A 25314-nucleotide genomic window follows, 5' to 3' on the forward strand; every position below is an offset into this window, starting at 1 on the left:
TTGTCCACAGGCCCTAGAGGGGCGTTCAGGGATCGCAGTTCACAAGCAGTCACTGGATCGATGAGCTGAAGGAGACCAAGGTGACGCAACCGCCAATTTGCGGATCAACCCTGCGTGCTCAAAGTCACGCAGGGCATTACAGACTGTCGCCAGCGAAATCTTTACGCCTGTTCTAATCAAGTCGGCGTCCAATGCTGCCGCCTCGACTTGGCGCAGGTCTGGGTCAGACCACAGCACTTTGCCCAGGGCGGCGCGTTGGCGAGTTGGTCTGATCCCGGCCTGGGTCAGAATGCGGCTGACGTCGGTCATGTTCAGGCGGCTTTTTCCGCAGGGCTATTGCGCAACCATTGCAGGACGGCATCTGGCGTTGAGGCCTCATAAGGGTCGCCTGGTGCATTGTCACAAATACCGTCTTCCTCGAACCAGCCTTCAATGACGCCGTCTTGCACAACGGCTGCATAGCGCCACGAGCGTAGTCCAAATCCCAGATTGTCTTTGCGCACCAGCATGCCAAGGCGACGCGTGAAATCGCCTGATCCATCAGGTATCATCTTGATGTTTTTCAGGCCCATATGATCTGCCCATTGCTTCATGACGAAAGCATCGTTGACAGATACGCAATAGATTTCGTCGATCCCCTGCTCCTTGAATGTATCGGCCATTTCATCAAAAGCGGGCAATTGTCGGTTTGAGCAGGTCGGCGTGAATGCGCCGGGCAAGCCGATGACTAACGCACGTTTCCTTGCGAAAATGTCCTGTGAGCTTTGATCGCACCAGCGGTAAGGGTTTTCACCACCGATTGCTTCATCGCGCAGACGAGTCTTAAAAATTACATTCGGAATTGGCGTGCCAATTTTCATCTTATTTTCCTTCGAGGTGGTTTTATTCTGGGCTGGGAGATTCCCGCAGCCTAGTTATGACTAGCCGATCTCGGCTTCAAGACGATCCGCAACAACCTGCCAATCAACGAGATCGTTCAAAAACGTTTCTACATATTTGGGACGTTGGTTGCGGTGATCGATATAGTATGAATGCTCCCATACATCGCAAGTCAGAAGTGCCGCATGATCCTTGGTGATGGGTGTGTCGGCATTGGCGGTTTTGCTGACGGCCAGTTTGTTACCGTCAAAGGCCAGCCATCCCCAACCCGAACCAAACTGTGTCAGACAGGCTTGTGAAAATTCGGCACGGAACGCATCAAGTGATCCGAAATCCGAAATAAGTCGCTTTTCGAGATGCCCCGGCATATTGCCGCCGCCATTCTTGCGCATGCCGTTCCAGAAATGCGTATGATTCCAATGCTGACCTGCCTGGTTAAAAAGCATGGCGTGTTTTTCATCATTGGCGGTTTCGCGGATCACATCCTCCAATGTCCGGCTTTCCATAGAAGTGCCTGAGATCAGTTCATTCAGTTTGTCGATATAGGCCTTGTGATGCTTGCCGTAGTGATACTCCATCGTTTCGGCTGACATCGCGGGGGCGAGGGCATCCATCGCGTAAGGTACTTCGGGTAGCGAGAACATATAGCTTCCTTTGTTCTGGGTGGGTTTAGGATGGGCGCGGCGATGTACCGAATGCTGGGCTTTTGGGGCTGGGCACTCGTCTCGCGGCGCATTGTGCCCTCTTGATCGTGTCGGCAATTCGGGTGATTGACGCGCCTTTGGTTTGAAGGTGTGTCGTCAATCCGATTGTCGCCTCTTTGAGGTTCGCGATGCAGGATTGTCGCAGATGCGAGGGCGCCAAAGAATTGCGAGCAAGACTCAGAAGGCGATCAAAAGGTGCCTGAAAATGATGCGTCGCGGCGTCTGGCTGACCGTTGTCGATGGCCAGTTCCGCAAGGTTGTGGTGGGATATAGCCAGAATCGTTGCTGCATTGCTGGGGCTGGAGTCATGTTCCGCGATTTCAAGCAGGCGCTCGGCTTCCAATAGGGCAGCGGCATAATCTTTCTGAGCCGCACTATTTTCACCGCTGTTATTCAGCGTTAACTGCTGACTTTCCGATCCCTACGTTACTTTCCTGCAGTAAAGCTCAAGGCGGTGGGTCACGATCTCATAGCCGTGATCCTTGGCAATCCGCCGCTGCAACCTTTCGATCTCTGCGGATACGAACTCTCTGATTTCGTCGGTCTCGACGTCAATCAGATGATCATGGTGCGGTCTCGATGCCAACTCGAACCGCATGACACCGCCATCGAAGGTATGAGTGCGCAGAAGGCCCTACTCCACGAGAGTGGACAGTGTCCGATATGTCGCGGCCTGACTGACGCTCGCATCTTCTTTTGTGCGTGCAAGGATTTGGTCTGCATCGGTGTGGCATTGCAAGAATTTTGCGAGTGCCTCGCAATATCATTGACTCTGCAAGTAATTCGCAATAGCAATCAGAAAATCACACGCCCGAGGCACGGTTAGTATCCCGAAGGAGACAACATCATGAATTTTACCAAGAGAACATTAATGGTGGCAGCGGCGGCTTTTGCTATGGCCTTGCCTGCGGCCGGTGCATGGGCACAAGAGCGCATGGATATCGTAGCCACGACCGGTATGATCGGTGATGCGGCGCGCCAGGTCGGTGGCGACTTGGTAGAAGTTCGCGCTCTGATGGGGCCGGGCGTTGACCCGCACGCTTACCGTCAGACACGCACCGACATTGTGGCGCTGGCGAACGCGGATCTGGTACTGTGGCACGGTCTCTATCTCGAAGCACAGATGGAAGATTTCATGCGCGGCCTTGAAGAGGGCGGGAATGTAGTTGCCGTGGCAGAGAGCCTTCCGCGTAATCTTCTGATCGGAAACGAGGATTATGATGACAAGTTCGACCCCCACGTCTGGATGAACCCCAACCTCTGGAGCCGCGTCGTTCTGAACGTGCGCGATGCCATGATCGAGGCTCAGCCCGAAAACGAGGAGATCTTCCGCGCCAACACTGAAACGCACCTCGCCGAACTGGAAGAACTGGCACAATACACCACGCAGGTTTTGTCCTCTGTTCCCGCTGAAAGCCGCGTTTTGTTGTCTGCTCATGATGCGTTCAACTATTTCGGCAACGCCTATGGGTTTGAAGTGATCGGTATTCAGGGTATTTCCACTGAAAGCGAAGCCGGATTGCAGCGTATCGCCGAACTGGTCGACATGTTGGTTGATCGCGATGTTCGGGCGGTTTTCGTCGAAAGCTCGGTTTCGGATCGCAACATCCGCGCGCTGATCGAAGGTGCTGCGGCGGAAGGGCATGAAGTTGTCATCGGCGGCACTCTGTTTTCTGACGCGATGGGCGAGGATGGCACATATGAGGGCACATATGTCGGTATGATCGACCATAACACCACTGTGATTTCTCGTGCTCTTGGTGGTGAAGCACCTGAGCGCGGCATGTCCGAACTCCTGAATTGATGGAACCCAGAATGACACGCGTAGCCGCAACTATCGCGGCGCAGGACGGTCGGGCAATTAGCCCGGCCGCAGCTGCGTCTGACTGTCCGCTCACATTGCAGGGCATTACCGTTTCTTACGGAGAAAAACCGGCCGTCTTTTCGGTAGACGCCGCGTTCCCCGCCAATGCGATGACTGCCATCATCGGGCCGAACGGCGCGGGGAAATCAACGATGCTCAAGGCCGCGCTTGGAGTGATCCCGCGCCTCTCTGGTGAGGTGTCTGTCTTTGGGGTGCCCATCGAACAGGCCCGTGACCGCATTGCCTATGTGCCACAACGCGCCAGTGTGGACTGGGATTTTCCGACCACCGTGATCGACGTGGTCCAGATGGGGCTTTACCGCAAGGTCGGGCTGATCGGGCGGTTGTCGGGGGCGATGACGGCGCAGGCCAAAGAATGTCTGGACCGTGTCGGCATGGCTGACTTTGCACACCGGCAGATCGGTCAGCTTTCGGGTGGCCAACAGCAGCGGGTGTTCCTTGCGCGTGCCTTGGCGCAGGATGCTGATCTATACCTGTTGGACGAACCTTTTGCCGGTGTTGATGCCGCCACCGAGCGCGCGATCATTGATGTGCTGAAGCTATTGAAATCCAACGGCAAGGCTGTGGTCGCGGTGCATCACGATCTCTCAACCGTACGCGATTACTTCGATCATGTGTTCTTGATCAACGTCCGGCGCGTGGCTGAAGGGCCGGTTGAGACGACGTTTACGACCGAGAACCTCAATGCCACTTATGGCGGCAGACTTGGCGCCACGCATATGGCCGAGCTTGAGGGCGTGGCATCGTGAACTCTTTCCTTGATGCTCTCTTGCTGAATGCTGGCTACAATGCTGCTCTCGTCGCCATTGGCGCGGGGCTTTTGGGCTTTGCCGCAGGTTCATCTGGCACCTTCCTGTTTCTGCGTAAACGCGCACTTGTGTCGGATGCCACGGCCCATGCGACCCTGCCCGGTGTGGGGATCGCGTTTATCATCATGGTGTCGATGGGGTATGACGGGCGCAACCTGATCGGGTTGTTGCTTGGCTCGGCGGTGACGGCGGCCATTGGTCTTGTGATTATTGAATGGATCGCACGCCGCACAAGATTGGCCGAAGATGCGGCCATCGGGGCGGTTCTGGGCACGTTCTTTGGTCTTGGGATTGTCTTGTTGACGATCATCCAAACCATGAGTTCCGGACGTCAGGCGGGGCTGGAGGGGTTCCTGCTTGGATCAACTGCGGGCATGCTCTTTCAGGATGCTGTCGTCATCGCGATTGGCGGGTCTTTGGCTGTTTTTGCGACTTGGCTGATGCGCCGCCCGATGACGCTGGTGGCGTTCGATGCGGAGTATGCAGCCGCGATGGGATATAACGTGCGCCGGATTGACCTGTTGATGATGGGCCTTGTCATGGCCGTTACGGTTATTGGGTTGAAGCTTGTCGGATTGATCCTGATTGTGGCGATGCTGATCATTCCACCCGTTACGGCGCGTTTCTGGACCGATCGCAGCGGCCGCGTGGTCTGGATCGCCGGTGTGGTCGGCGGTGCGTCAGGCTATATGGGGGCGGCACTCTCTGCATCAGCATCCGCTATGCCGACCGGGCCTATCATTGTGTTGATGGCGGCTGCGATTTTCCTGTTCTCTCTCATTTTCGCCCCTGTGCGCGGAGTTGCCGCCGCTGTCATCCGGCACCACAGATTCCAGCGTCGGGTTCACCGCCGCCAAGGGTTGCTGTCACTGTCGCGCGAGGAGCCGATCCGCGAAAAGTTTACGTTACGCTTGTTGGAACGTGATGGCCTGATCCGGCCTGATGGTGTGCCAACCGACAAAGGGCGCGCGCAGGCGGCAAAGGTATCGCGTGATGAACGCCGTTGGGATGTTGCCCGCGAGGTACATCAGGACGCGGGGCTAACTGGTCGCTACGATGGGCTGACACCCATCGAAGAGGTCTTTACCTCCGATGAAATACAAGAATTCGACCGCAGGCTCGGCCCGCCGGTCGCCGTAGGAGGGCTGGCCTGATGGGTGCTGATTTTGTTCAATTTTCACTGGTGCCTATACTGATAGGCATTTTTGCATCTGTTGCCTGCGCCTTGCCCGGTAATTTTCTGATCCTGCGCCGTCAGGCGCTGATTGGGGATGCGATCAGCCATGTGGTGCTGCCGGGTATCATCGTGGCCTTCTTGATCACTGGAACAGTGGCTGCGATACCGATGATGTTGGGCGCGGCGGGGGCCGCAGTGGTCGCGGTGGTCCTGATCGAAGCGGTCAAACGTCTTGGCGGGATCGAGCCGGGTGCCGCGATGGGAGTGATTTTCACTACGCTCTTTGCGGGCGGTGTCTTGCTGCTCGAGCAGTCTGATACGTCAAAGGTCCATCTGGACGTCGAACATGCACTGATGGGCAATCTGGAATCGCTGATCTGGTTCAGGACGACGGGATGGGAGTCTGTTCTCGATCCGGTGGCATTGGCCAGCATACCGCATGAACTGCCTCGCATGGCCGCAGTTTGCGTGTTGATCATTGCGTTGGTTCTCACGTTCTGGCGGTGGCTCAAGATCGCCACTTTCGACGAAGGATTTGCCCAAGCTCTGGGCATCCCAGCCGGGGCGCTCGGCTTTGGTTTGGTGATCACTGCCGCAGTGGCCGCTGTCGCGGCATTTGACGCAGTCGGGTCGATCATCGTGATTGCGATGTTCATCTGCCCGCCCGCTGCAGCACGATTGATGACAAATCAGCTTGCAACGCAGGTCTGGTGGTCGGTTGGGTTCGCCATCCTGTCCGCTGTTCTAGGCTATGTGTTTGCGGGTTACGGACCGCTCTGGTTCGGTAGTCAGAACGCGGTGAGTGCGGCTGGCATGATCGCCACGGTCTCGGGCATCATTCTCGGGCTGGCGTGTCTATATGGGCCCCATCGGTCCCGTGTGGGCGTCGGGCGCGAGGAAACTGCCTAGGCCGTGACACTCAAGTCGGGATCATTCGGTATGCGACGTTAGGCATCCCGAGTGATCTCGCAGCACCTCCAGAACACGACAGTCAGCGACGCGGCCTGCGCTGCATTTCTTCAGTAGAGTCAACTGCATTTTTTCGAAATTGAAGCGATCCCATCTTTTCGGATGGTTTTGCAGAGCGCCTCCGTCAGCGCGCTTATGAAACCACAGACCCTGCCCATCGCAGTGTTTCCCGGCTGGGAGAGACTTGAGTTTTACAACCGTGAATGCGTTCGGTTTTGCCATGATAATATCCTCTTTGAGATATACGTTCTGGCGTGACGCTACCCGGTTCATTCCGGGACGCCGTGACACCTTAACATGCCGATATTTATTGGGAATTTAATCCGGTGGCACTTAGTGAGAACGTATGACACAAAGAGAATACCCCTCCGGCGGGAGTATTTTGGGAACGATGAAATGCAAATGCGCTTCATCGTTCACCAAATACTCAAATAACGCCGGTCCGCCCCTCTCAGAACGGCACGTCATCCGCGCCGGTGATGAAGCGGGCGACGACCTTCTTGATGCCGGCCTTCTCGAATTCGATTTCCAGCTTGTCACCCTCGATGCCGAGGATGGCCCCGTAGCCGAATTTCTGATGAAAGACGCGCTCGCCCACGGTGTGCGCGCTCAGCGCCTGAGCGTCGATCACCGGCGAGCGGGCCTCGGCCGGCTGGCTCATCTGGCGCGTGCCGCTGCGCGATTGCAGGCGGCGCCAGCCGGGGGAGTTGTAGACATTGGCCTGCGCCGCGCGGGTCTCAATCCCGGTTGAGGCCGCGCCGTAATTGCCACCGTAGAGGCCCGGCGGGGTGAGCACCTCGACATGCGCCTCGGGCAGCTCGTCGATGAAGCGCGAGGGCAGTTGCGATTGCCACTGGCCATAGACCCGGCGGTTGCCTGCAAAGGAGATGGTGCAGACCTCCTCGGCGCGGGTGATGCCGACATAAGCGAGGCGGCGTTCCTCCTCCAGCCCGCGCGTGCCGCTCTCGTCCATCGAGCGTTGCGAGGGGAAGAGCCCGTCCTCCCAGCCCGGAAGGAAAATGGCGGGAAATTCCAGCCCCTTGGCGGCGTGGAGCGTCATCAGGGTGATCTTCTCGCCCGCCTCTTCGGTCTCGTTATCCATGATCAGGCTGACATGTTCGAGAAAGCCTTGCAGGTTCTCGAACCCTTCCAGTGCCTTGACGAGTTCCTTGAGGTTTTCGAGGCGGCCCGGGGCCTCGGGCGTCTTGTCATTCTGCCACATGGTGGTGTAGCCGCTCTCATCGAGGATGATCTCGGCCAGTTCCATATGGGTGACGTCGTCGTCGCCGGTCATCCGGCCCCAGCGAGCGAGGCCCACGACAAGGTCGCGCAGGGCCGCCGCACCCTTGCCCTTGATCGCGCCCTGCTCGACCGCCAGCGCAGCACCATCGACCAGCGAGACGCCATTGTCGCGGGCGATGCGCTGGATGGTCTGCTGCGCCTTGTCGCCAAGGCCGCGCTTGGGGGTGTTGACGATCCGCTCAAACGCCAGATCGTCGGCGGGCGAGGTGACGAGGCGGAAATAGGCCATGGCGTCGCGGATCTCCATCCGCTCGTAAAAGCGCGGGCCGCCGATGACGCGGTAGGGCATGCCGATGGTCAGAAAGCGATCCTCGAAGGCGCGCATCTGGTGGGAGGCGCGCACGAGGATGGCCATGTCATCAAGGGAAAAGGCGCGCAACCCGCGGGTGCCACCCTGCATCGCCTCGACTTCTTCGCCGATCCAGCGGGCCTCTTCCTCGCCGTCCCAATGGCCGATGAGACGAACCTTTTCGCCGTCCTCGGCCTGCGTCCACAACTCCTTGCCCAACCGGTCGCGATTGCCTGCGATCACGCCCGACGCGGCGGCGAGGATATGCGGGGTGGAGCGGTAATTCTGTTCCAGCCGGATCACGGCGGCGCCGGGAAAATCCTTTTCAAACCGCAGGATATTACCCACTTCGGCCCCGCGCCAGCCATAGATCGACTGGTCATCATCGCCGACGCAACAGATGTTGCGATGGCCGCCCGCCAGCAGGCGCAGCCAGAGATATTGCGCGACATTGGTGTCCTGGTATTCGTCCACGAGGATGTATTTGAACCAGCGTTGGTATTGCGCCAGCACGTCGTCATGTTTCTGGAAGATCATCACCACATGCAGCAGCAGATCGCCGAAATCGACGGCATTCAGCTCCCTGAGACGGGTCTGGTACTGGCGGTAGAGCGCGGGGCCCTTGCCGTCATAGGCACTGGCCTCAGCGGCGGGAAGGTTATCGGGGGTCCAGGCGCGGTTCTTCCACTGGTCGATGATCCCGGCAAGCTGCCGCGCGGGCCAGCGTTTGTCGTCAATGTTGGCGGCCTGCACCAGTTGTTTCAGCAGGCGCAGCTGATCGTCTTTATCGAGGATGGTGAAATTCGATTTCAGATCAACCAGTTCGGCGTGACGGCGCAGCAGCTTGACGCAGATCGAATGGAAGGTGCCGAGCCACGGCATGCCCTCGACCCGCTCGCCCATCAGGCGACTGACGCGCTCTTTCATCTCGCGCGCCGCCTTGTTGGTAAAGGTCACGGCGAGGATTTCATTGGGATGCGCGCGCCCGGTGTTCAGCAGATGCACGATGCGCGTGGTCAGCGCCTTGGTCTTGCCGGTGCCCGCGCCCGCGAGCATCAGGACAGGGCCGTCGAGTGTTTCGGCGGCGCGGCGTTGCTCGGGGTTCAGATCGTCGAGATAGGGCGCGGGCCGCGCGGCCATGGCGCGGGCGGCTAGGCTGGCCCCTTCAAAGGCGTCGGATTCGTCGAATGTGCTCATGCGGGCGACAATAGCGCGGGGCGTGTCGGAGATAAAGAGATGTTCAGGGATTGTTCCGTGCCCGTCGCGGCACTGGACAAGCCTCTGAAAACCCGCACAAATGCGGGGCATGGATCTGCATGCACTATACCCCGCCCTGAGTGACCTGCGCGCCCGTGCGCAGGCCCGCATCCCGCGTTTCGTCTGGGAGTATCTCGACAGTGGCACCGGGGTGGAGGCCACCAAGGCGCGCAACCGGGTGATGCTGGATCAGGTGCGGCTGAGCCCGTCGATCCTGCATGGCGAGATCGCGCCGGACCTCGGCACGACGCTCTTGGGTGAGGACTATGCCTTGCCGGTGGGGATCGCGCCGGTGGGCATGTCAGGGCTGATCTGGCCGGATGCGGAGCGGCATCTGGCACGGGCGGCGACGGCCGAAGGGATGCCCTATACGCTGTCGACCGTGGCGGCGCAGCGGCCCGAGGATGTGGGCCCGCATCTGGGCGGGCGCGGCTGGTTTCAACTTTATCCGCCGCGCGCCCCGGAGATTCGCCGCGACATGCTGGCGCGCGCGCGCAACGCAGGCTTCGGGGTGCTGGTGCTGACCGTCGATGTGCCGGTGGGCTCTCGCCGCGAACGGCAGGTCCGCTCGGGCCTGACGCAGCCACCGCGCCTGACGCCGCGGCTGATGGCACAGGTCGCGCGCTGCCCGGCCTGGGCAAGCGGCATGGCACGGCTGGGCATGCCGCGCATGCGGCTGATCGACGAGTATGCCGGGCAGACCAAGGGGCTGCCGTCGAACAAGCACGCGGGGTATTTGCTGCGCACCTCGCCCGACTGGGATTATCTGCGCTGGCTGCGCGACGCCTGGGAGGGGCCGCTGGTGGTCAAGGGCGTGTTGCGCGAGGAGGATGCGGCGGCGCTGGAGCAAGCCGGTGTCGATGCGATCTGGGTGTCGAACCACGCAGGGCGACAGTTCGACGCCGCCCCCGCCACAATCGAGGCGCTGCCGGAGGTGCGCGCAGCCACCACCCTGCCGGTGATCCTTGATGGCGGGATCGAGGGGGGCCTCGATATCCTGCGGGCGGTGGCCCTGGGGGCGGATTTCGTAATGATGGGGCGGGCGTGGCATTTCGCACTTGGGGCGCTTGGGGCGGATGGCCCCGCGCATCTGGCCGATATCCTGCGCGAGGATCTCAAGGCCAATATGGGGCAGTTGGGGTTGCACCGGGTCCCAGACGCCCGAAGCCGGTTGATCGGGGCAGGGTGAGCGAGATTTTTCCACAAAAATTCAATACGTTACATGAAACACATTACAATGTACGTACAAAGCATATACACGGCAAGGCGGCTAGGGACAAACCGGAGAAAAAGAAGAAATCCGGCACATCCTGGACGTGACGGGATGCGGCCCACCCCCGCCGGGTAGGGGGACCCACCCTTCGGGACAGGAAATTCCCCCAACCGGCGAATCCCCGGAATGGCGGATTGCGCAATGTCTTCACAAATCCTACAAGGTCACAGCGCCGCAGCGCGGCATGAGACGTGACCAACCGGGGGTAGAGGCCATGGCCGACTTCAAGAAGATCCTGATCGCCAACCGGGGCGAGATCGCCATCCGCATCATGCGCGCCGCCAATGAGCTGGGCAAACGCACCGTCGCGGTCTTTGCCGACGAGGACAAGCTGAGCCTGCACCGGTTCAAGGCCGACGAGGCCTATCGCATCGGCGAGGGCATGGGGCCGGTCGCGGCCTATCTGTCGATCGAGGAGATCATCCGCGTGGCCCGCGAGTGCGGGGCCGACGCCATCCATCCCGGCTATGGCCTGCTGTCCGAAAACCCCGATTTCGTCGATGCCTGTGTTGCTGCGGGCATCACCTTTATCGGCCCCAGGGCGGACACCATGCGCGCGCTTGGCGACAAGGCGAGCGCGCGGCGCGTGGCCGTCGAGGCCGGCGTGCCAGTCATCCCGGCGACCGAGGTGCTGGGCGACGACATGAAGGCGATCTGCAAGGAGGCCGAGGCGGTCGGCTATCCGCTGATGCTCAAGGCGTCCTGGGGTGGCGGCGGGCGCGGCATGCGGCCGATCGATTCCGCGGAGGAGTTGGAGGAGAAGGTGCTGGAGGGGCGGCGCGAGGCCGAGGCGGCCTTTGGCAATGGCGAGGGCTATCTGGAAAAGATGATCCTGCGTGCGCGCCATGTCGAGGTGCAGATCCTCGGCGACAAGCATGGCAACATGTATCACCTCTACGAGCGGGATTGCTCGGTGCAGCGCCGCAATCAGAAGGTGGTGGAGCGCGCCCCTGCCCCCTATCTGAGCGAGGCGCAGCGCGAGGAGATCTGCCAGCTTGGTCACCGCATCTGCAAGCATGTGAATTACGAATGCGCGGGCACGGTCGAGTTCCTGATGGACATGGACACCGGTGAATTCTACTTCATCGAGGTCAACCCGCGCGTTCAGGTCGAGCATACCGTGACCGAAGAGGTCACCGGCATCGACATCGTGCAGGCGCAGATCAAGATCGCCGAGGGCAAGACCCTGACCGAGGCCACCGGCAAGGCGTCGCAATACGACATCACGCTCAATGGTCACGCGCTGCAGACGCGGATCACCACCGAGGATCCGCTCAACAATTTCATCCCCGATTACGGTCGTATCACCGCCTATCGCAGCGCCACCGGCATGGGCATCCGGCTGGATGGCGGCACCGCCTATTCGGGCGGCGTGATCACCCGCTATTATGACAGCCTGCTGACCAAGGTCACCGCATGGGCCCCCACCCCCGAGGCCGCCATCGCCCGGATGGACCGCGCGCTGCGCGAATTCCGCATTCGCGGCGTCAGCACCAATATCGCCTTTGTCGAGAACCTGCTCAAGCACCCGACGTTTCTGAACAACGAATACACCACCAAGTTCATCGACACGACGCCTGAGCTTTTCCAGTTCGAGAAGCGCCAGGATCGCGGCACCAAGGTGCTGACCTATATCGCCGATATCACGGTGAACGCGCACCCGGAGGTGGAGGGGCGCACGCGCCCGCCCGCCGATCTCAAGCTGCCGCGCGCCCCGCGCCCGCGCAATCCCAAGATCGCCGACGGAGCCAAGCAGATCCTTGACAGCAAGGGACCGCAGGCCGTGGCCGACTGGATGGCGGCGCAAAAGCGGTTGCTGATCACCGACACCACGATGCGTGACAGCCATCAGTCGCTGCTGGCCACGCGGATGCGCTCGATCGACATGATCGGCATCGCACCCAACTATGCCCATGACCTGCCCGGGCTGTTCTCGATGGAATGCTGGGGCGGCGCGACCTTTGACGTGGCCTATCGCTTTCTCGGCGAATGCCCCTGGCAGCGGTTGCGCGACATTCGCGCAGCGATGCCCAACTTGCTCACGCAGATGTTGCTGCGCGGCTCGAACGGGGTGGGTTATACCAACTATCCCGACAATGTGGTCGCGGCCTTCGTCAAACAGGCCGCCGAGAGCGGGGTCGACCTGTTCCGCGTCTTCGATCCACTGAACTGGGCCGAAAACATGCGCGTCTCGATGGATGCGGTGCTCGACTCGGGCAAGATCCTTGAGGCGGCGATCTGCTATACCGGCGACATCCTCGATCCGGCCCGCTCGAAATACGACCTGAAATACTATCTCGACATGGCGCATGAGCTGAAGGCGGCGGGTACCCATATCCTGTGCATCAAGGACATGGGCGGTCTGATGAAACCCGCCACGGCGAGCGTGCTTTTCAAGGCGCTCAAGGAAGAGGTGGGCCTGCCGCTGCATTTCCACACCCATGACACGGCGGGCATTGCCGGGGCGACCATCCTTGCCGCCTCCGAGGCCGGGGTGGATGCGGTCGATTGCGCGATGGACGCGCTGTCGGGCAACACAAGCCAAGCGACACTTGGCACCATCGTCGAGGCGCTGCGCCATACCGGGCGCGACACCGGGCTCGACATCGCCGCCATCCGGCAGATCTCGAATTATTGGGAATCGGTGCGCGACCATTACGCCGCCTTCGAGAGCGGCATGCAGTCGCCCACCTCCGAGATCTACCTGCACGAGATGCCCGGCGGGCAGTTCACCAATCTCAAGGCGCAGGCCCGCTCGATGGGGATGGAAGACCGCTGGCACGACATCGCGCGCACCTATGCCGATGTGAACCAGATGTTCGGCGATGTGATCAAGGTAACACCCATTGCCAAGACCGTCGGCGATCTCGCGCTGATGATGGTCAGCCAGGGCCTGACCTGCGAGGATGTGCTTAACCCCAAGACCGAGGTCAGCTTTCCCGACAGCGTGGTGACGCTGATGAAAGGCTATGTTGGCCAGGCACCCGGCGGCTTTCCCGAGGCCATCGTCAAGAAGGTGCTCAAGGGCGAAGAGCCGATCACCGTGCGCCCCGGCACGTTGTTGCCGGCCGAGGATCTCGGTGCGCGCCACGCCGAACTGGTCGAGCGCTTTGGCGAGAGCATCGACAACGAGGATCTGATGGGCAGCCTGATGTATCCCAAGGTGTTCGCCGAGTACATGGAGCGCCACGCGGTGCACGGCCCGGTGCGCACCCTGCCCACCCGCACCTATTTCTACGGGATGCAGCCGGGCGAGGAGGTCAGCGTCGAGATAGACCCCGGCAAGATCCTCGAAATTCGCCTACAGGCGCTGTCCGAGACCAACGAGGAAGGCGACGTCAAGGTCTTCTTCGAGTTGAACGGCCAGCCCCGCGTGATCCGTGTGCCCGACCGCAAGGTGAAATCCACCGCTGCCGCCCGGCCCAAGGCCGAGAGCGGGAACCCCGCCCATATCGGCGCGCCGATGCCCGGCGTGGTGGCCAGCGTGGCGGCCAAGGTGGGGGCCACGGTCGGCGCGGGCGATCTGCTGCTGACCATCGAGGCGATGAAGATGGAAACCGGCATCCACGCCGAACGCGACGCGGTGGTCAAGGCGGTGCATGTCCAGCCCGGCAGCCAGATCGACGCCAAGGATCTGCTGGTGGAGTTCGAATAACGCGCCGGTCGCCGATCAGTCACCGTCCCCCTCGTGCCTGATCCCGGGGGGGGGCTGTCGGCCAACAAGAGATCCTCCGGTCAAGCCAGAGGATGACGGCCCGCACCCGGCGACGGAATGACTTTGCCCGGGCGAAAAATTCGGCCATGCTGCGCACAGGTCTTCTCTGTCGCAGGCAGCCCATATGCAAAAGGTCATCGTCTTCACCGATATCCACCTTGTCCCCGAGGGCCAGACGATCATCGGGCTCGACCCCTGCGCACGCTTCGTGCAGGGTCTTGCCCATGCGCTCGACAATCACCCCGACGCCGCGCGTGTGGTGTTGTGCGGTGATCTGACCCATAACGCCGCCCCGCCGGAATATGCCAGGCTGCGCGCCGCCCTCGATACCTGTCCCCTGCCGGTTTCGCTGATGCTGGGCAATCACGACCGGCGTGCGCCCTTTCTTGCGGCCTTTCCCGACGTCGAGCGGATGGAGACGGGCCATATCCAGCACCACGCCGATATCGGGGGCTATCGTCTGATCTGTCTCGATACGCTCAATGAAGAGGCCGAGGACACGCATTCCGGCTGGCTCTGCCCGGCGCGGCTGGACTGGCTGGATGAGCGGCTGGCCGAGGCGGGCGACCGGCAGGTGATCGTCTTTGCCCACCATCCGCCCATCGAGACCGGTTTCAAGGGGATGGATTGGATCGGGTTGAAAAACCGTGCCGCGCTTATCGCGCGGCTCCGGGCGGCGGGCAACGTGGCGCAGATCGTCTCGGGGCATATCCACCGCACAATCCAGGGGTCGGCGGGCGGTATCCCCGTCGCCATCTTCAAAAGCCCCTGTCACCAGATGCCCATGGCCCTGGGGTATCAGGACCCAAGCCTGTCGATTGACGAGCCCGGCGCCTATGGTCTGGTGCTGCTGACCGATGACGGCGTGATCGTGCATAGCGAGGATTTCAGCCTGCCCCCGCGCAACGCACAGATTTACGCCTGACTTTGCTGCGGGCTTTCCCAGTTGGAAAAAATCGGCCATGATCCTAGCTCGTACTGAGTGTTCGGCGCGGGCCTGCCCGCCTGCCGGACGAGGGAGGACTGAGACATGTGCCGAATATTCGCCGGGCAGGACCCGGACCGCTACACGTTGGAAACACGCCGCATGCGCCTGAATGGGCAGAGCACGAGCATCCGGCTGGAGAAGTCATTCTGGGGCATTCTGGATGAAATCGCCGCGAGCGAGGGGCTGAGCACGCCCGGCTTCGTCTCGAAGCTGCATGCGGAGGTGCTTGAATTGCATGGCGAGCCTGCCAATTTCACCTCGCTCTTACGCTGCACCTGCCTTGTGCACCGAGAGAACCCGCCGGAGGCGGAGACACGGCGGATGGCGGCGGAGTGAGAGGCGGGCAGAAATGGCCTGGAGTTGCCGTTGCCGCATCCCGCGCGAAACGCACCGAAGGTGCCGCGCGATCGCCGGGCCGTCCCGCGGCCTGGCGATTTGAGGGCGAGCGCAATGTGTCGAGGCGACAATGACTTGGCTGGCATAAAGCACGTGCCACGACCGTCGCATCGCCAGTCCTCGGCCCTGCGATCACGCGGCACCTTCTGGCGGGGCGCTATGTCCGCTCAAGGCCACCCCCCCCTACCCCCCCTGTAGTATCCCCTTACTACCCGTCCATCCTGCCCTTTGGTAAACTTTCCGGACCAACTGCAATGATCCGGAGGGCATGATGGCCAAAGCCATTCACAGCATGATTCGCGTTATGGACGAGGCGCGGTCGGTTGATTTCTACAAACGCGCGTTCGGGCTCGACGTGGCCGACCGGCTGGATTTCGAGAAATTCACACTCGTCTACATGTCCAACGACGAAAGTCCCTTCGAGGTGGAACTGACCGTCAACAAGGGCCGCGCCGAACCCTATGACCTGGGCGACGGCTATGGCCATCTGGCGGTTCTGGTCGAGGATCTGGAGGCCGAGCATGCGCGGTTCGAAGCGGAGGGATTGACCCCCCGCAAGATCGTCGAATTCGCACCTGACGGCAAACTGGTGGGCAAGTTCTTTTTTGTGGCTGATCCGGACGGCTATGAAATCGAGGTCCTACAACGCGGCGGACGTTTCAAATGACAACACGGGCGCAGCCGGGAAGGGCCGCGCCCGTTTCATTTCATGGGAGGAGAACCAATGACCGATACCAAAGCCCGACAGGGGCTCACACGGCGCGACTTGCTCGCGCGGTCCATGGCGGCGGGCGCAAGTTTCGTCGTCGGCAGCAGTTTCGTCGCAAGCCATGATGCGGCCTGGGCGCTGGAGACCACGGCGCTCAAGCCCGAAACCATGGCGACGCTCATTCAGATGGCGCGCGACATCTATCCGCATGACCATCTGGCGGATGAATATTACGCCGTCGCCGTCAAGGGCTATGACACGCCCGAGGCCGCCGAGGGGGTCGAGGCCGGGATTGCCGGGCTGAACGCGGCGGCCCGAGGCAAGGGCCATGCCGATTACCTGAGCATCGGATGGGAGCGCGACCGCGTCGATATCCTGCGCGGTATCGAAGACAGTGCATTCTTTCAGCAGGTGCGCGGCGGTCTGGTGACCGGCCTCTATAACCAAAAGGCGGTCTGGCCGCTGTTTGGCTATGAGGGCGAATCCTTTTCCAAGGGCGGCTACATCAATCGCGGTTTTGACGACATCAACTGGCTCTGAGCCATAGCCAACTGAGGAGGACCCAACTATGGCTGCACCTTTTGATCTGACCGACGACTCTGTGATCGTCGTAATCGGCACCGGCGCGGGCGGCGGCGTGCTGTCCAATGAACTGGCGCAACGCGGCGTGTCCGTGGTGGCGCTGGAAGCGGGCGGGCGCTACCTGCCCGAAGATTATATCAACGACGAATGGGAAAGCTTTGGCCAACTGGCCTGGCTTGATGCGCGCACCACATCGGGTGACTGGCGCGTGGCCAAGGATTTTTCGGGCCTGCCGGCCTGGATCGTCAAGGCCGTTGGCGGCACCACCACCCATTGGGCGGGGGCGAGCCTGCGCTTTCAGGACCACGAATGGAAGGCCAAGACCAACTATGGCCCGGTACAGGGCGCGAACCTGCTGGATTGGCCGATTGACGGCGCTGAAATGGCGCCCTGGTATGATCTGGCCGAGAAAAAGCTTGGCGTGACGCGCACCAACGGCATTCCCGGCCTGCCCGGCTGCAACAACTACAAGGTGTTCGAGGCCGGCGCCAAGGCGCTTGGCTATGAAGAGGTCCACACCGGGCGCATGGCAATCAACAGCCAGGAAAATGACGGTCGCTCGGCCTGTCAGCAGACCGGCTTTTGCTTTCAGGGCTGTAAATGGGGCGCCAAATGGTCCGCCGCCTATACCGATATCCCGCGCGGCGAAGCGACCGGCAATCTTGAAGTGCGCGCCAAGGCGCATGTGCAGCGGATCGAGCACGGGGCCGATGGCCGCGTCAACGCGGTGATCTATGTCGATGAAAACGGCACCGAGCACAAACAGATGGCGCGCGCCGTCTGTGTGGCCGGCAATTCGTTCGAGAGCCCGCGTCTGTTGCTCAACTCGGCCACGTCGATGTATCCCGACGGGCTTGCCAATAGCTCGGGTCAGGTGGGGCGCAACTATATGCGGCACCTGACTGGCTCGGTCTACGGCGTCTTTGACAAGCCGGTGAAGATGTGGCGTGGCACCACCATGGCCGGCATCATGCAGGACGAGGCCCGCCTTGATCCATCGCGCGGCTTTGTCGGCGGCTACGAGCTTGAAACCCTGTCGCTTGGTCTGCCGTTCATGGCAGCCTTCCTTGATCCGGGCGGCTGGGGGCGTGAATTCACCACCGCGCTTGATTCCTATGAGAACATGGCCGGGATGTGGATTGTCGGCGAAGACATGCCGCAGGAAACCAACCGCGTGACCCTCAACCATGACGTTAAGGATCAGTTCGGCATGCCGGTGGCGAATGTGCATTATTCCGATCACCCCAACGACCGGGCGATGCGCGATCACGCCTATAAACAGGGCATGGCGATCTATGATGCCGTGGGCGCCACCCGTAGCTTTCCAACACCGCCCTACCCGTCGACGCACAACCTTGGCACCAACCGGATGTCCGAGAACCCGCGCGACGGTGTGGTCAACCGCAATGGCCGGACCCACGATATCGAGAACCTGTTTGTCTCGGACGGGTCGCAATTCACCACAGGGGCGGCGGAAAACCCGACGCTGACGATCGTGGCGCTTGCCATACGGCAGGCCGATCACATCGCGGGGGAACTGTCACGCGGCAACCTCTGAGACGGGGCTGCGCGTTCTCTCCCGGCACCGTCCTCTCCCCATGGTGCCGGGGGAAATTTCGTGGCGCGCGTCGACTCAGCCTTTCTGGCCGATCTTCGGCTCCGTTCCAGCCCTGATCCGCGCGATATTCTCGCCGTGCCGCCAGAAGATCAGCGCCGTCAGCAGCACCGCCAGCACGAGCGCCCCGCTATAGCCCAGAAGCAGCACCCACAGCGCCGAAGAGGCCGCCGCAACCAGCGCCCCCATCGACGAGATCCGCGACAGCTTCGCCGCCGCGAGCCATGTCAGGCAACAGGCCACCCCCACCGGCCAGGCCAGCGCCAGCATGACGCCGAGGAAGGTCGCCACCCCCTTGCCGCCGCGAAAGCCCAGCCAGACCGGGTAGCAATGGCCAAGAAGCACCATGAGCGCGGCTAACTGCACCGCATCGCCCCCCGCATAGGCCCGCGCCAGCAGCACCGCGACCGCACCCTTGGCCCCGTCGAGTAGCAGCGTCAGCGCCGCCGCCGTCTTGTTGCCGGTGCGCAGGACATTCGTGGCACCGATATTGCCCGAGCCGATCTCGCGCAGATTGCCCAGCCCCATGACCCGCGCCAAAACCATGCCGAAGGGGATCGAGCCGAGACCGTAGCCGATCACGGACCAGAGCAGAAGCACGCTCAACTCGCTGTCGAAAGGGGGCATCACTCGGCCTCGTATACGCGGGTTCCGGCCACATAGGTCGCGGTGACCCTACCCTGAAGGCGCGCCCCGTCAAAGGGGGTGTTCTTGGATTTCGACCTGAGCGCGAAGCGGTCGAGCACAAAGGGCTTGCCCGGATCAAAGAGAACCAGATCGGCGGGCGCGCCCTTGCTCAGCCTGCCACAGGTCAACCCCAGCCGCTTGGCGGGATTGAGCGACATCGCGCGGAACAGCGTCGGCAGATCGAGCGCCTCGGCGTGATAGAGCCGGAGTGCCGCTGGCAACAGCGTCTCCAGCGCCACCGCCCCGCTCGCGGCCGCCTCGAAGGGCAGACGTTTGCTTTCCTCGTCCTGCGGGGTGTGCATCGAGGAGATGATATCAATCAACCCCTCGCGCAGCGCCTGGGTCACCTCCTGCCGGTCCTCCTCCGAGCGCAGCGGCGGCTTGACCTTGAAGAAGGTGCGATAGTCCGACACGTCAAGCTCGTTCAGCGTCAGGTGATGGATCGAGGTGCCTGCGGTGATATCCAGCCCGTTGCGCTTGGCCCGGCGCAACGCGGGCAAGGCGCGCGCCGTGGTGATCTGATCTGCGTGATAACGCGCGCCAGTCATCTCCAGAAGCGCGATGTCCCGATCAAGCCCCATCCGCTCGGCCATGGGCGAGACGGCGGGCAGCCCCCTGAGCGAGGCGAACTTGCCGGAGGTCGCGGAGGCCCCCGCGCTCAGCCCCGGATCCTGCGGATGCCCGATCACCAGCGCGCCGAGGCTGCGCGCATAGCTCAGCGCGCGGCTCAGAACCTTGGTATCGCGCACCACGTGGTCGCAATCGGTAAAGGCCACGGCCCCCGCATCCATCAGAAAGCCGATCTCGACCATCTCGCGCCCCTCGCGCCCCTTGGTCAGCGCGGCCATCGGCAGGACGTTGACGGGCGCGGCCTCATTGGCGCGGCGCTCCACGAATTCGAGCACTTCGGGCGTGTCGATGGCAGGCAGCGTGTCGGGCCGTGTGGCCATGGTGGTGACGCCCCCCCCCGCCGCCGCCAGACCGGCAGAGCGATAGCTTTCCTTGTGCCGCTCGCCCGGCTCGCAGACCTTGACCCCGATATCAACGATACCAGGCGCGAGACACTGCCCGGCGCAGTCGATCACGGCCTCGGCCTGCGGCATGTCCGCACCTTCGCCGCGCGCGGCGATCACGCCCTTTTGGATCAACAGCCAGCCCGGCGCATCCGTCCCCGCCTCGGGGTCGATCAGGCGGACATTGGTGAAGAGGGTTTGGGTCATATTGTTACGTCCTTCCGACTGCGAATCAGATCCCGCAGTAATTCGCGCGTCTCGGCGGCGTTGGCGACCCGCGTCAGCCTTACGTTCATCCAGCTCGTATCTCGCCGTATCAAGACGACGTCATGCCCCCATCCGCCGACATGGGTCAAATCTCCAACCGAAACCTCGGGCCGGTTGTTGAAATGGATGCCGGATGCTGTGATCGCCCATTCTCGCCCTGCGTTCCATCGAATACGTCGAGAAAGGACAGGCCAGCCGAACAGTAAAAAAAGGAAGAACGCCAACGTCTTTCCCCAGAAACGATCCAGGCGCTCGGGCGCGTGATGAAACAGATAAAGCCATCCCAGAAAAAGGGTAAACAGGCCGACCACGATTTCGAGTGCGTTTCGCCAGAGCGGCGGGAGATAAGAATTGCTGGCCCCGCGCAAGAGGATGTCTTGCGGGTCAAGATGTGCGTCCCACCGCACCCCCTCACTCATGCCGCCACCCAGACCATCACCACCGTCAGCGCCGCGATCACCAGCAGCGCCAGCATCGCGATCTTGCCGGACATGCGCGGATCTTTCGGTTCCTGCATCGCTCAGCCCTCCTTCAGACCGGCGGCGGCGCGGATGCGCGCCTCGGTGCCCGCGCGGTCGGCCTGATACTTGATCAGGTGCTTGTCCCCGGCGGCGGTCACCACCTGCACGGCGCTGCCCAGCCCCCGAACGGTCTTGATCTCGGCCAGCCGCACCGCGCGCGTCTGAGGGCCAAGCAGGCGACGGTCGGTCAGATCCCACCGCGCCTTGAGCTCGTCCGAGGCCACGTATCCCGCCCGCACGGCGATGGCCGCCAGCCCGCCGACCGCCCCGGTCCAGGCATGCGGGTTGCCGATGGCCCAGAGAACGCCCATGCCCAACGCCATCGCCGTCGCCGCCATCCACGCGTGATCGCGCCAATAGGTCGCCCGGTCGGGATGAAAACTGTGCAGCACGCGCTCGCCCTCGGACAGCGGGGTGGTCGGGGTCATGGAATGAATGAGCCCCTCGCTCATGATCCCCCCATCAGCACGAGCACCAGCACCGCCGCGCCGATGAGCAGCGCCACCAGCGCCAGCGCTGCCCGGCGCATGCCGCGCGGGGTCTCGCTTGGTGCGCCCTCGCCCGACAGCGTGCCATGCGCGCCGCCCGCAGGCAGCGAGTCAAAGCTGACCGGGGTCACGTCTTCCTCGAACCGGCCCACGAGACGCAACGCACCACCCACACGCATCTTCATTGCCTGCCCCTGAAAGGCCCGCGACGGCAGGATCAGCACCCGGCCTTTCAGCCCGTCGAGCTGCCCGCGCATGTCCCTGAGATCTGTCGCGGCGATGCCATGCCCCTCGGTCAGATACTCCGACAGCGGCATGTCCTGCAGATCGGTCAGATCGAACAGCTCGATCTCCTCGCTCCGCAGATCGCCCGCAGCGCCAAGCGCCCTGAGGACTGCGGCATCGTCCAAGGGCGCGCCCGCCTCCTCGACCACGGCAAAGACCCGCACCACATGCGCCTCCTGCGCGGGGATGTCGAGCACCGTGCTCATGCCGCGCGCCGCGCCCGCAGCCCCTGCGCCAGCAGATCCATCGCCGCCATGCGCACCGCCACGCCCATCTCGACCTGATCCTGAATGACCGAGCGGTTGATATCGTCGGCAATCTCGCCGTCGATCTCGATGCCGCGATTCATCGGGCCGGGATGCATCACGATGGCATCCTCCCTTGCATAGGCCAGCTTCTCGGCATCGAGACCGAAGCGGTGGTAATATTCCCTCTCCGACGGGATGAAGCCGCCATCCATCCGCTCGCGCTGTAGCCGCAGCATCATCACCACATCGACCCCCTCGAGCCCGGCGCGCATGTCGTCGAATACCTCTACGCCGAACTCCGCGATCCCCGAGGGCATCAGCGTCGGCGGGCCGATGAGGCGCACGCGGTTCTCCATCTTGCCCAACAGGATGATATTCGAGCGCGCCACGCGCGAATGCGCAATATCGCCGCAAATCGCGATGCTCAGCCGGTGCAGCCGCCCCTTGGTGCGCCGGATCGTCAGCGCATCAAGCAGCGCCTGCGTGGGATGCTCGTGCCGCCCGTCGCCCGCGTTCAAGACCGCGCAACGCACCTTTTGCGCCAAGAGATCCACGGCGCCGGATTGCGGATGCCGCACCACCAGCAGATCGGGATGCATCGCGTTCAGCGTCATCGCGGTATCAATGAGCGTCTCGCCCTTCTTGATCGAACTGGCCTGCATCGCCATGTTCATCACATCCGCGCCCAGGCGCTTGCCCGCCAGCTCGAAACTGGCCTGCGTGCGGGTCGAATTCTCGAAAAACATGTTGATCTGCGTGAGGCCCGCCAGCGCGTCGGCATGCTTGGCATCGCTGCGATTGAGGATCACATACGCCTCGGCCAGATCGAGGATCGCGGTGATATCCCCTTGCGACAGCGGCTCGATCCCCAAGAGATGCGCGTGCGGAAATGTCATGCTGTCCTCCGACCGGTGTGCCGCCTTCTTAAGACCCCGGCCCCGCCGGGGCAAGGCGGGGATTGCACACGGGCCGGACGCCCCTCAGCCGTCCTGCGCCGCGCAGATCAGCGTGTAAAGATGCCATGTCGCATGCCCCAGAAGCGGCAGCACGACGAAGAGGCCCAGAAACGCGGGCAGCATCGCCACAAAGGTCAGCCCGGCAATCAGCGCCGCCCAGATCAGCATCGGCACCGGGTTCGCGAACACCACATGCAGGCTGGTGATCATCGCCGTGACGAAATCCACCTCGCGATCCAGCAACATCGGCAACGCCACCACCGTCAGACTGTAGAGCAGGAGCGCAAAGACCGCCCCCACCGCCGATCCGACCGCCAGCATGCTCAGCCCTTCTGGCGTGACATAGACCTCCAGCGACGAGGATACGTTGGTCATGGTCGACAATCCCAGGAACAGTGCAAAGATCATATGCGCGAGGAAAAACCAGAACAGGAACACCATGATGATGATCGCGCAGATCGACGGCAATTGCCGCCGTCTCTGATGCGCGATCACCGCGAAAATCTCCGACGCCACCAGGGCGCGGCCCTCGTTGAGCCGGTGGCTCACCTCGTAGAAGCCAACGGCCGCGAACGGCCCGACCAGCGGAAAGCCCACGGCGGCGAAGATCAGCCAGTAACTCTTGCCCGTGGTCAGCGTGATCCAGGCCAGCAGCATCCCGATCACTACATAGACCCCGGCGAAAATCACCGCATAGCCCGGGGCCTGCCGCATATCCGCCCAGCCCCGGCGCAGCGCCTCGCCCAGCATGGCCATCCGCACCGCACCCATCTCCGGCGCGCCCAGGGGCTTTACCTCTCTTGCCGGCATCGCGCATCCTCTCCCGTTTTCGGCAAAGATTAGCGGCAGGCGCATCTTATAAAAAGATACAAGTTGAACTCAGCTTAGCGGCGGCGGGCGCTGCCCCGGCCAATCGGTCGCCACGTGCCAGGCCTCGGCCAGTTCCAGCAACGCCCGGTCGCTCCCTCGCTTCCCGATCAGTTGCAGCCCCATCGGCAGACCCTGCGGCCCAAAGCCTGCGGGCACCGCCACCACCGGCAACCCGGCCAGCGAGGCGGGCACCACCACCTCCATCCAGCGGTGATAGGTGTCCATCGCCTGCCCGCCTACGGCACGCGGATAGACCTCATCCGCCGGAAACGGCCAGACCTGCGCCGTCGGCAGGGCCAGCACGTCATGGCTCTCGAAGAGCCGCGCGGAGGTGGAAAACCACCCGCTGCGCGCCACGCTCGCACGGTGCACATCGAGCGCGCTCAGGCTTTGTCCTTGCTCCACCTCCCAGACCGCCTCGGGCTTCAATCGCCCGCTTTCCAACAGCGGCGAAAGATTGGCCGACACCGCCCAATGCCGCAGCGTCACCCACGCCTCCCACAGCGCCTCGCGGCTATAGGGCGCAGGCAATGTCTCGACCTGCGCGCCCAGCCCCTCCAGCACCCCAAGTGCGGCCTCGCAGAGCGGCAGGATGCCATCCTCATAGGGCCAGGCCCCGCCCCAATTGCCCAGCCAGCCGATCCGCACGCCGGCCGCGCGCGGCGCGATCTCCGACAGGTCCGGTGCCTCCATCCCATGCGGCTGCCGCGCGTCGCGCCCCGCCATCACCGACAAGAGCAACGCCAGATCGCGCGGGCTGCGCGCCATCGGCCCGTTGGTGGACAACTGATGCAGAAAGGTATCGGCGCGCGGCTCCGAAGGAACCAGCGACCAGCTTGGCCGCATGCCGTAGACATTGCACCAGCCCGCCGGGTTGCGCAGGCTGCCCATCATGTCCGACCCGTCCGCCAGCGCCAGCATGCCACAGGCCAGCGCCACCGCCGCCCCGCCCGACGAGCCACCACAGGACCGCGCCGGATCATAGGGGTTCACCGTCACCCCGTGCACCGGGTTGAACGTATGGCTGCCCAGCCCGAATTCCGGCGTGTTGGTCTTGCCGATGAAGATCGCCCCCGCCGCGCGCATCCGTGCGACATGCAGATCATCGCTTTCCGCCACCTGACCGGCAAAAAGCGGCGAACCCTGCGAGGTCGGCAACCCCGCCACATTGGCCAGATCCTTGACCGCGACCGGCAACCCGTGCAGCACCCCTCGCGGCCCGCCTTGATCCACCGCGCGCGCCTCGGCGATCAGCGCTGCCGTGTCGCGCAGGCTGACAATCGCATTGACCCGGGGATTTACCGCCTCGATTCGGGTCAAGGTTTCGCGCATGACCGCCTCGGCGCTCACTTCGCGCCGCACCATGCACCCGATCAACCCTTCCGCCGTACCCTCGATCATCTCCGATCCCCTGTTTCTTTATGGCAAAA

At 62.5% G+C, this 25314-nt stretch carries 25 protein-coding genes and 1 pseudogene; 12 read left to right on the forward strand and 14 right to left on the reverse strand.

Annotated features, from left to right (window positions below):
- Positions 1 to 39 precede the first annotated feature (39 nt).
- Genes BHD06_RS24780 through BHD06_RS15525 form a run of 3 tightly spaced genes read right to left on the reverse strand, consistent with a single transcriptional unit; the run spans position 40 to position 1523 of the window.
- Positions 40 to 309 (reverse strand): transcriptional repressor, encoded by a 270-nt coding sequence (locus BHD06_RS24780; protein ID WP_080457884.1) that lies wholly within the window; start codon positions 307 to 309, stop codon positions 40 to 42.
- A 2-nt stretch (positions 310 to 311) separates the two neighbouring features.
- On the reverse strand, positions 312 to 860 hold the full coding sequence (locus tag BHD06_RS15520) for a peroxiredoxin (RefSeq protein WP_080457885.1): 549 nt from the start codon (positions 858 to 860) through the stop codon (positions 312 to 314).
- A gap of 60 nt (positions 861 to 920) precedes the next feature.
- A complete protein-coding gene (locus BHD06_RS15525; RefSeq protein ID WP_080457886.1) occupies positions 921 to 1523 on the reverse strand; it encodes a superoxide dismutase in 603 nt (200 codons plus the stop codon).
- 265 nt (positions 1524 to 1788) lie between these two features.
- Here BHD06_RS15525 and BHD06_RS23795 point away from each other — a divergent pair, with 265 nt between their 5' ends.
- On the forward strand, positions 1789 to 1929 hold the full coding sequence (locus BHD06_RS23795; protein ID WP_176214373.1) for a hypothetical protein: 141 nt from the start codon (positions 1789 to 1791) through the stop codon (positions 1927 to 1929).
- Positions 1930 to 2004: 75 nt separating this feature from the next.
- Here the strand turns inward: BHD06_RS23795 and BHD06_RS15535 are convergent, their stop codons facing one another.
- Positions 2005 to 2211 (reverse strand): transcriptional repressor, encoded by a 207-nt coding sequence (locus tag BHD06_RS15535; protein ID WP_254892443.1) that lies wholly within the window; start codon positions 2209 to 2211, stop codon positions 2005 to 2007.
- Between the two features lie 219 nt (positions 2212 to 2430).
- Here BHD06_RS15535 and BHD06_RS15540 point away from each other — a divergent pair, with 219 nt between their 5' ends.
- From BHD06_RS15540 to BHD06_RS15555, 4 genes are read left to right on the forward strand one after another with little or no spacing between them, the layout of a single operon-like run.
- Positions 2431 to 3387, forward strand: coding sequence for a metal ABC transporter solute-binding protein, Zn/Mn family (locus tag BHD06_RS15540; protein ID WP_080457889.1), 957 nt, complete (start codon positions 2431 to 2433; stop codon positions 3385 to 3387).
- An 11-nt stretch (positions 3388 to 3398) separates the two neighbouring features.
- On the forward strand, positions 3399 to 4217 hold the full coding sequence (locus BHD06_RS15545) for a metal ABC transporter ATP-binding protein (protein WP_080457890.1): 819 nt from the start codon (positions 3399 to 3401) through the stop codon (positions 4215 to 4217).
- On the forward strand, positions 4214 to 5431 hold the full coding sequence (locus BHD06_RS15550) for a metal ABC transporter permease (RefSeq protein WP_139784760.1): 1218 nt from the start codon (positions 4214 to 4216) through the stop codon (positions 5429 to 5431). The genes BHD06_RS15545 and BHD06_RS15550 overlap by 4 nt, the downstream gene beginning before the upstream one ends.
- Positions 5431 to 6363 (forward strand): metal ABC transporter permease, encoded by a 933-nt coding sequence (locus BHD06_RS15555; RefSeq protein WP_080457892.1) that lies wholly within the window; start codon positions 5431 to 5433, stop codon positions 6361 to 6363. The genes BHD06_RS15550 and BHD06_RS15555 overlap by 1 nt, the downstream gene beginning before the upstream one ends.
- Positions 6364 to 6384: 21 nt before the next feature.
- Here the strand turns inward: BHD06_RS15555 and BHD06_RS24785 are convergent.
- Together BHD06_RS24785 and BHD06_RS15560 are read right to left on the reverse strand one after the other, a co-directional pair.
- A pseudogene (locus BHD06_RS24785) lies at positions 6385 to 6468 on the reverse strand (MerR family transcriptional regulator); the annotation flags it as partial.
- A gap of 406 nt (positions 6469 to 6874) precedes the next feature.
- Positions 6875 to 9211: an ATP-dependent helicase gene (locus BHD06_RS15560; protein WP_080457893.1), complete on the reverse strand. Its 2337-nt coding sequence runs from the start codon at positions 9209 to 9211 to the stop codon at positions 6875 to 6877.
- A gap of 100 nt (positions 9212 to 9311) precedes the next feature.
- On the opposite strand from BHD06_RS15560, the gene BHD06_RS15565 reads away from it, so the two are divergent.
- The 7 genes from BHD06_RS15565 to BHD06_RS15595 all read left to right on the forward strand — a co-directional run bounded on the left by BHD06_RS15565 (position 9312) and on the right by BHD06_RS15595 (position 18492).
- The gene (locus BHD06_RS15565; protein ID WP_080457894.1) at positions 9312 to 10460 is read left to right on the forward strand and encodes an alpha-hydroxy acid oxidase; all 1149 of its coding nucleotides are present in this window, start codon (positions 9312 to 9314) and stop codon (positions 10458 to 10460) included.
- Between the two features lie 298 nt (positions 10461 to 10758).
- Entirely contained in the window at positions 10759 to 14199 is a 3441-nt protein-coding gene (pyc, locus tag BHD06_RS15570; RefSeq protein WP_080457895.1) for a pyruvate carboxylase, read from the forward strand.
- A 184-nt stretch (positions 14200 to 14383) separates the two neighbouring features.
- Positions 14384 to 15184, forward strand: coding sequence for a phosphodiesterase (locus tag BHD06_RS15575; protein WP_080457896.1), 801 nt, complete (start codon positions 14384 to 14386; stop codon positions 15182 to 15184).
- A 105-nt stretch (positions 15185 to 15289) separates the two neighbouring features.
- On the forward strand, positions 15290 to 15583 hold the full coding sequence (locus BHD06_RS15580; protein ID WP_080457897.1) for a ribbon-helix-helix domain-containing protein: 294 nt from the start codon (positions 15290 to 15292) through the stop codon (positions 15581 to 15583).
- 331 nt (positions 15584 to 15914) lie between these two features.
- Positions 15915 to 16310: a VOC family protein gene (locus tag BHD06_RS15585; RefSeq protein ID WP_080457926.1), complete on the forward strand. Its 396-nt coding sequence runs from the start codon at positions 15915 to 15917 to the stop codon at positions 16308 to 16310.
- 57 nt (positions 16311 to 16367) lie between these two features.
- Positions 16368 to 16892, forward strand: a complete 525-nt coding sequence (locus BHD06_RS15590; protein WP_080457898.1) for a Twin-arginine translocation pathway signal — start codon at positions 16368 to 16370, stop codon at positions 16890 to 16892.
- 28 nt (positions 16893 to 16920) lie between these two features.
- Complete coding sequence (locus tag BHD06_RS15595) at positions 16921 to 18492, forward strand: GMC family oxidoreductase (protein ID WP_080457899.1); 1572 nt, start codon at positions 16921 to 16923, stop codon at positions 18490 to 18492.
- A gap of 75 nt (positions 18493 to 18567) precedes the next feature.
- On the opposite strand, the gene plsY is transcribed toward BHD06_RS15595, so the two are convergent.
- The 8 genes from plsY to BHD06_RS15635 form a co-directional block, all read right to left on the reverse strand.
- Positions 18568 to 19176 carry a glycerol-3-phosphate 1-O-acyltransferase PlsY gene (gene plsY / locus BHD06_RS15600; protein WP_080457900.1) on the reverse strand — a complete coding sequence of 203 codons (609 nt, stop codon included), beginning with the start codon at positions 19174 to 19176 and terminating at the stop codon, positions 18568 to 18570.
- The gene (gene pyrC, locus BHD06_RS15605; protein ID WP_080457901.1) at positions 19176 to 20456 is read right to left on the reverse strand and encodes a dihydroorotase; all 1281 of its coding nucleotides are present in this window, start codon (positions 20454 to 20456) and stop codon (positions 19176 to 19178) included. Before pyrC ends, plsY begins: the two co-directional genes overlap by 1 nt.
- Positions 20453 to 20935: a hypothetical protein gene (locus BHD06_RS15610; RefSeq protein ID WP_080457902.1), complete on the reverse strand. Its 483-nt coding sequence runs from the start codon at positions 20933 to 20935 to the stop codon at positions 20453 to 20455. The genes pyrC and BHD06_RS15610 overlap by 4 nt, the downstream gene beginning before the upstream one ends.
- Positions 20936 to 21036: 101 nt before the next feature.
- Positions 21037 to 21489 carry a hypothetical protein gene (locus tag BHD06_RS15615; protein WP_080457903.1) on the reverse strand — a complete coding sequence of 151 codons (453 nt, stop codon included), beginning with the start codon at positions 21487 to 21489 and terminating at the stop codon, positions 21037 to 21039.
- Positions 21486 to 22016: a hypothetical protein gene (locus BHD06_RS15620; RefSeq protein WP_080457904.1), complete on the reverse strand. Its 531-nt coding sequence runs from the start codon at positions 22014 to 22016 to the stop codon at positions 21486 to 21488. The genes BHD06_RS15615 and BHD06_RS15620 overlap by 4 nt, the downstream gene beginning before the upstream one ends.
- Positions 22013 to 22954, reverse strand: coding sequence for an aspartate carbamoyltransferase catalytic subunit (locus BHD06_RS15625; RefSeq protein WP_080457905.1), 942 nt, complete (start codon positions 22952 to 22954; stop codon positions 22013 to 22015). The genes BHD06_RS15620 and BHD06_RS15625 overlap by 4 nt, the downstream gene beginning before the upstream one ends.
- A gap of 84 nt (positions 22955 to 23038) precedes the next feature.
- Positions 23039 to 23824 (reverse strand): DUF2189 domain-containing protein, encoded by a 786-nt coding sequence (locus BHD06_RS15630; protein ID WP_080457906.1) that lies wholly within the window; start codon positions 23822 to 23824, stop codon positions 23039 to 23041.
- Between the two features lie 69 nt (positions 23825 to 23893).
- Entirely contained in the window at positions 23894 to 25285 is a 1392-nt protein-coding gene (locus tag BHD06_RS15635; protein WP_080457907.1) for an amidase, read from the reverse strand.
- Positions 25286 to 25314: the final 29 nt, after the last annotated feature.

This window comes from Roseovarius sp. A-2 (genome assembly GCF_002072155.1).
Classification (GTDB): Bacteria; Pseudomonadota; Alphaproteobacteria; order Rhodobacterales; family Rhodobacteraceae; genus Roseovarius.

Coding starts and splice junctions, on each gene's coding strand:
- BHD06_RS24780 (WP_080457884.1), bottom strand. CDS start 309: ATGACCGACGTCAGCCGCATTCTGACCCAGGCCGGGATCAGACCAACT.
- BHD06_RS15520 (WP_080457885.1), bottom strand. CDS start 860: ATGAAAATTGGCACGCCAATTCCGAATGTAATTTTTAAGACTCGTCTG.
- BHD06_RS15525 (WP_080457886.1), bottom strand. CDS start 1,523: ATGTTCTCGCTACCCGAAGTACCTTACGCGATGGATGCCCTCGCCCCC.
- BHD06_RS23795 (WP_176214373.1), top strand. CDS start 1,789: ATGATGCGTCGCGGCGTCTGGCTGACCGTTGTCGATGGCCAGTTCCGC.
- BHD06_RS15540 (WP_080457889.1), top strand. CDS start 2,431: ATGAATTTTACCAAGAGAACATTAATGGTGGCAGCGGCGGCTTTTGCT.
- BHD06_RS15545 (WP_080457890.1), top strand. CDS start 3,399: ATGACACGCGTAGCCGCAACTATCGCGGCGCAGGACGGTCGGGCAATT.
- BHD06_RS15555 (WP_080457892.1), top strand. CDS start 5,431: ATGGGTGCTGATTTTGTTCAATTTTCACTGGTGCCTATACTGATAGGC.
- BHD06_RS15560 (WP_080457893.1), bottom strand. CDS start 9,211: ATGAGCACATTCGACGAATCCGACGCCTTTGAAGGGGCCAGCCTAGCC.
- BHD06_RS15565 (WP_080457894.1), top strand. CDS start 9,312: ATGCGGGGCATGGATCTGCATGCACTATACCCCGCCCTGAGTGACCTG.
- pyc (WP_080457895.1), top strand. CDS start 10,759: ATGGCCGACTTCAAGAAGATCCTGATCGCCAACCGGGGCGAGATCGCC.
- BHD06_RS15575 (WP_080457896.1), top strand. CDS start 14,384: ATGCAAAAGGTCATCGTCTTCACCGATATCCACCTTGTCCCCGAGGGC.
- BHD06_RS15580 (WP_080457897.1), top strand. CDS start 15,290: ATGTGCCGAATATTCGCCGGGCAGGACCCGGACCGCTACACGTTGGAA.
- BHD06_RS15585 (WP_080457926.1), top strand. CDS start 15,915: ATGGCCAAAGCCATTCACAGCATGATTCGCGTTATGGACGAGGCGCGG.
- BHD06_RS15590 (WP_080457898.1), top strand. CDS start 16,368: ATGACCGATACCAAAGCCCGACAGGGGCTCACACGGCGCGACTTGCTC.
- BHD06_RS15595 (WP_080457899.1), top strand. CDS start 16,921: ATGGCTGCACCTTTTGATCTGACCGACGACTCTGTGATCGTCGTAATC.
- plsY (WP_080457900.1), bottom strand. CDS start 19,176: ATGCCCCCTTTCGACAGCGAGTTGAGCGTGCTTCTGCTCTGGTCCGTG.
- pyrC (WP_080457901.1), bottom strand. CDS start 20,456: ATGACCCAAACCCTCTTCACCAATGTCCGCCTGATCGACCCCGAGGCG.
- BHD06_RS15610 (WP_080457902.1), bottom strand. CDS start 20,935: ATGAGTGAGGGGGTGCGGTGGGACGCACATCTTGACCCGCAAGACATC.
- BHD06_RS15615 (WP_080457903.1), bottom strand. CDS start 21,489: ATGAGCGAGGGGCTCATTCATTCCATGACCCCGACCACCCCGCTGTCC.
- BHD06_RS15620 (WP_080457904.1), bottom strand. CDS start 22,016: ATGAGCACGGTGCTCGACATCCCCGCGCAGGAGGCGCATGTGGTGCGG.
- BHD06_RS15625 (WP_080457905.1), bottom strand. CDS start 22,954: ATGACATTTCCGCACGCGCATCTCTTGGGGATCGAGCCGCTGTCGCAA.
- BHD06_RS15630 (WP_080457906.1), bottom strand. CDS start 23,824: ATGCCGGCAAGAGAGGTAAAGCCCCTGGGCGCGCCGGAGATGGGTGCG.
- BHD06_RS15635 (WP_080457907.1), bottom strand. CDS start 25,285: ATGATCGAGGGTACGGCGGAAGGGTTGATCGGGTGCATGGTGCGGCGC.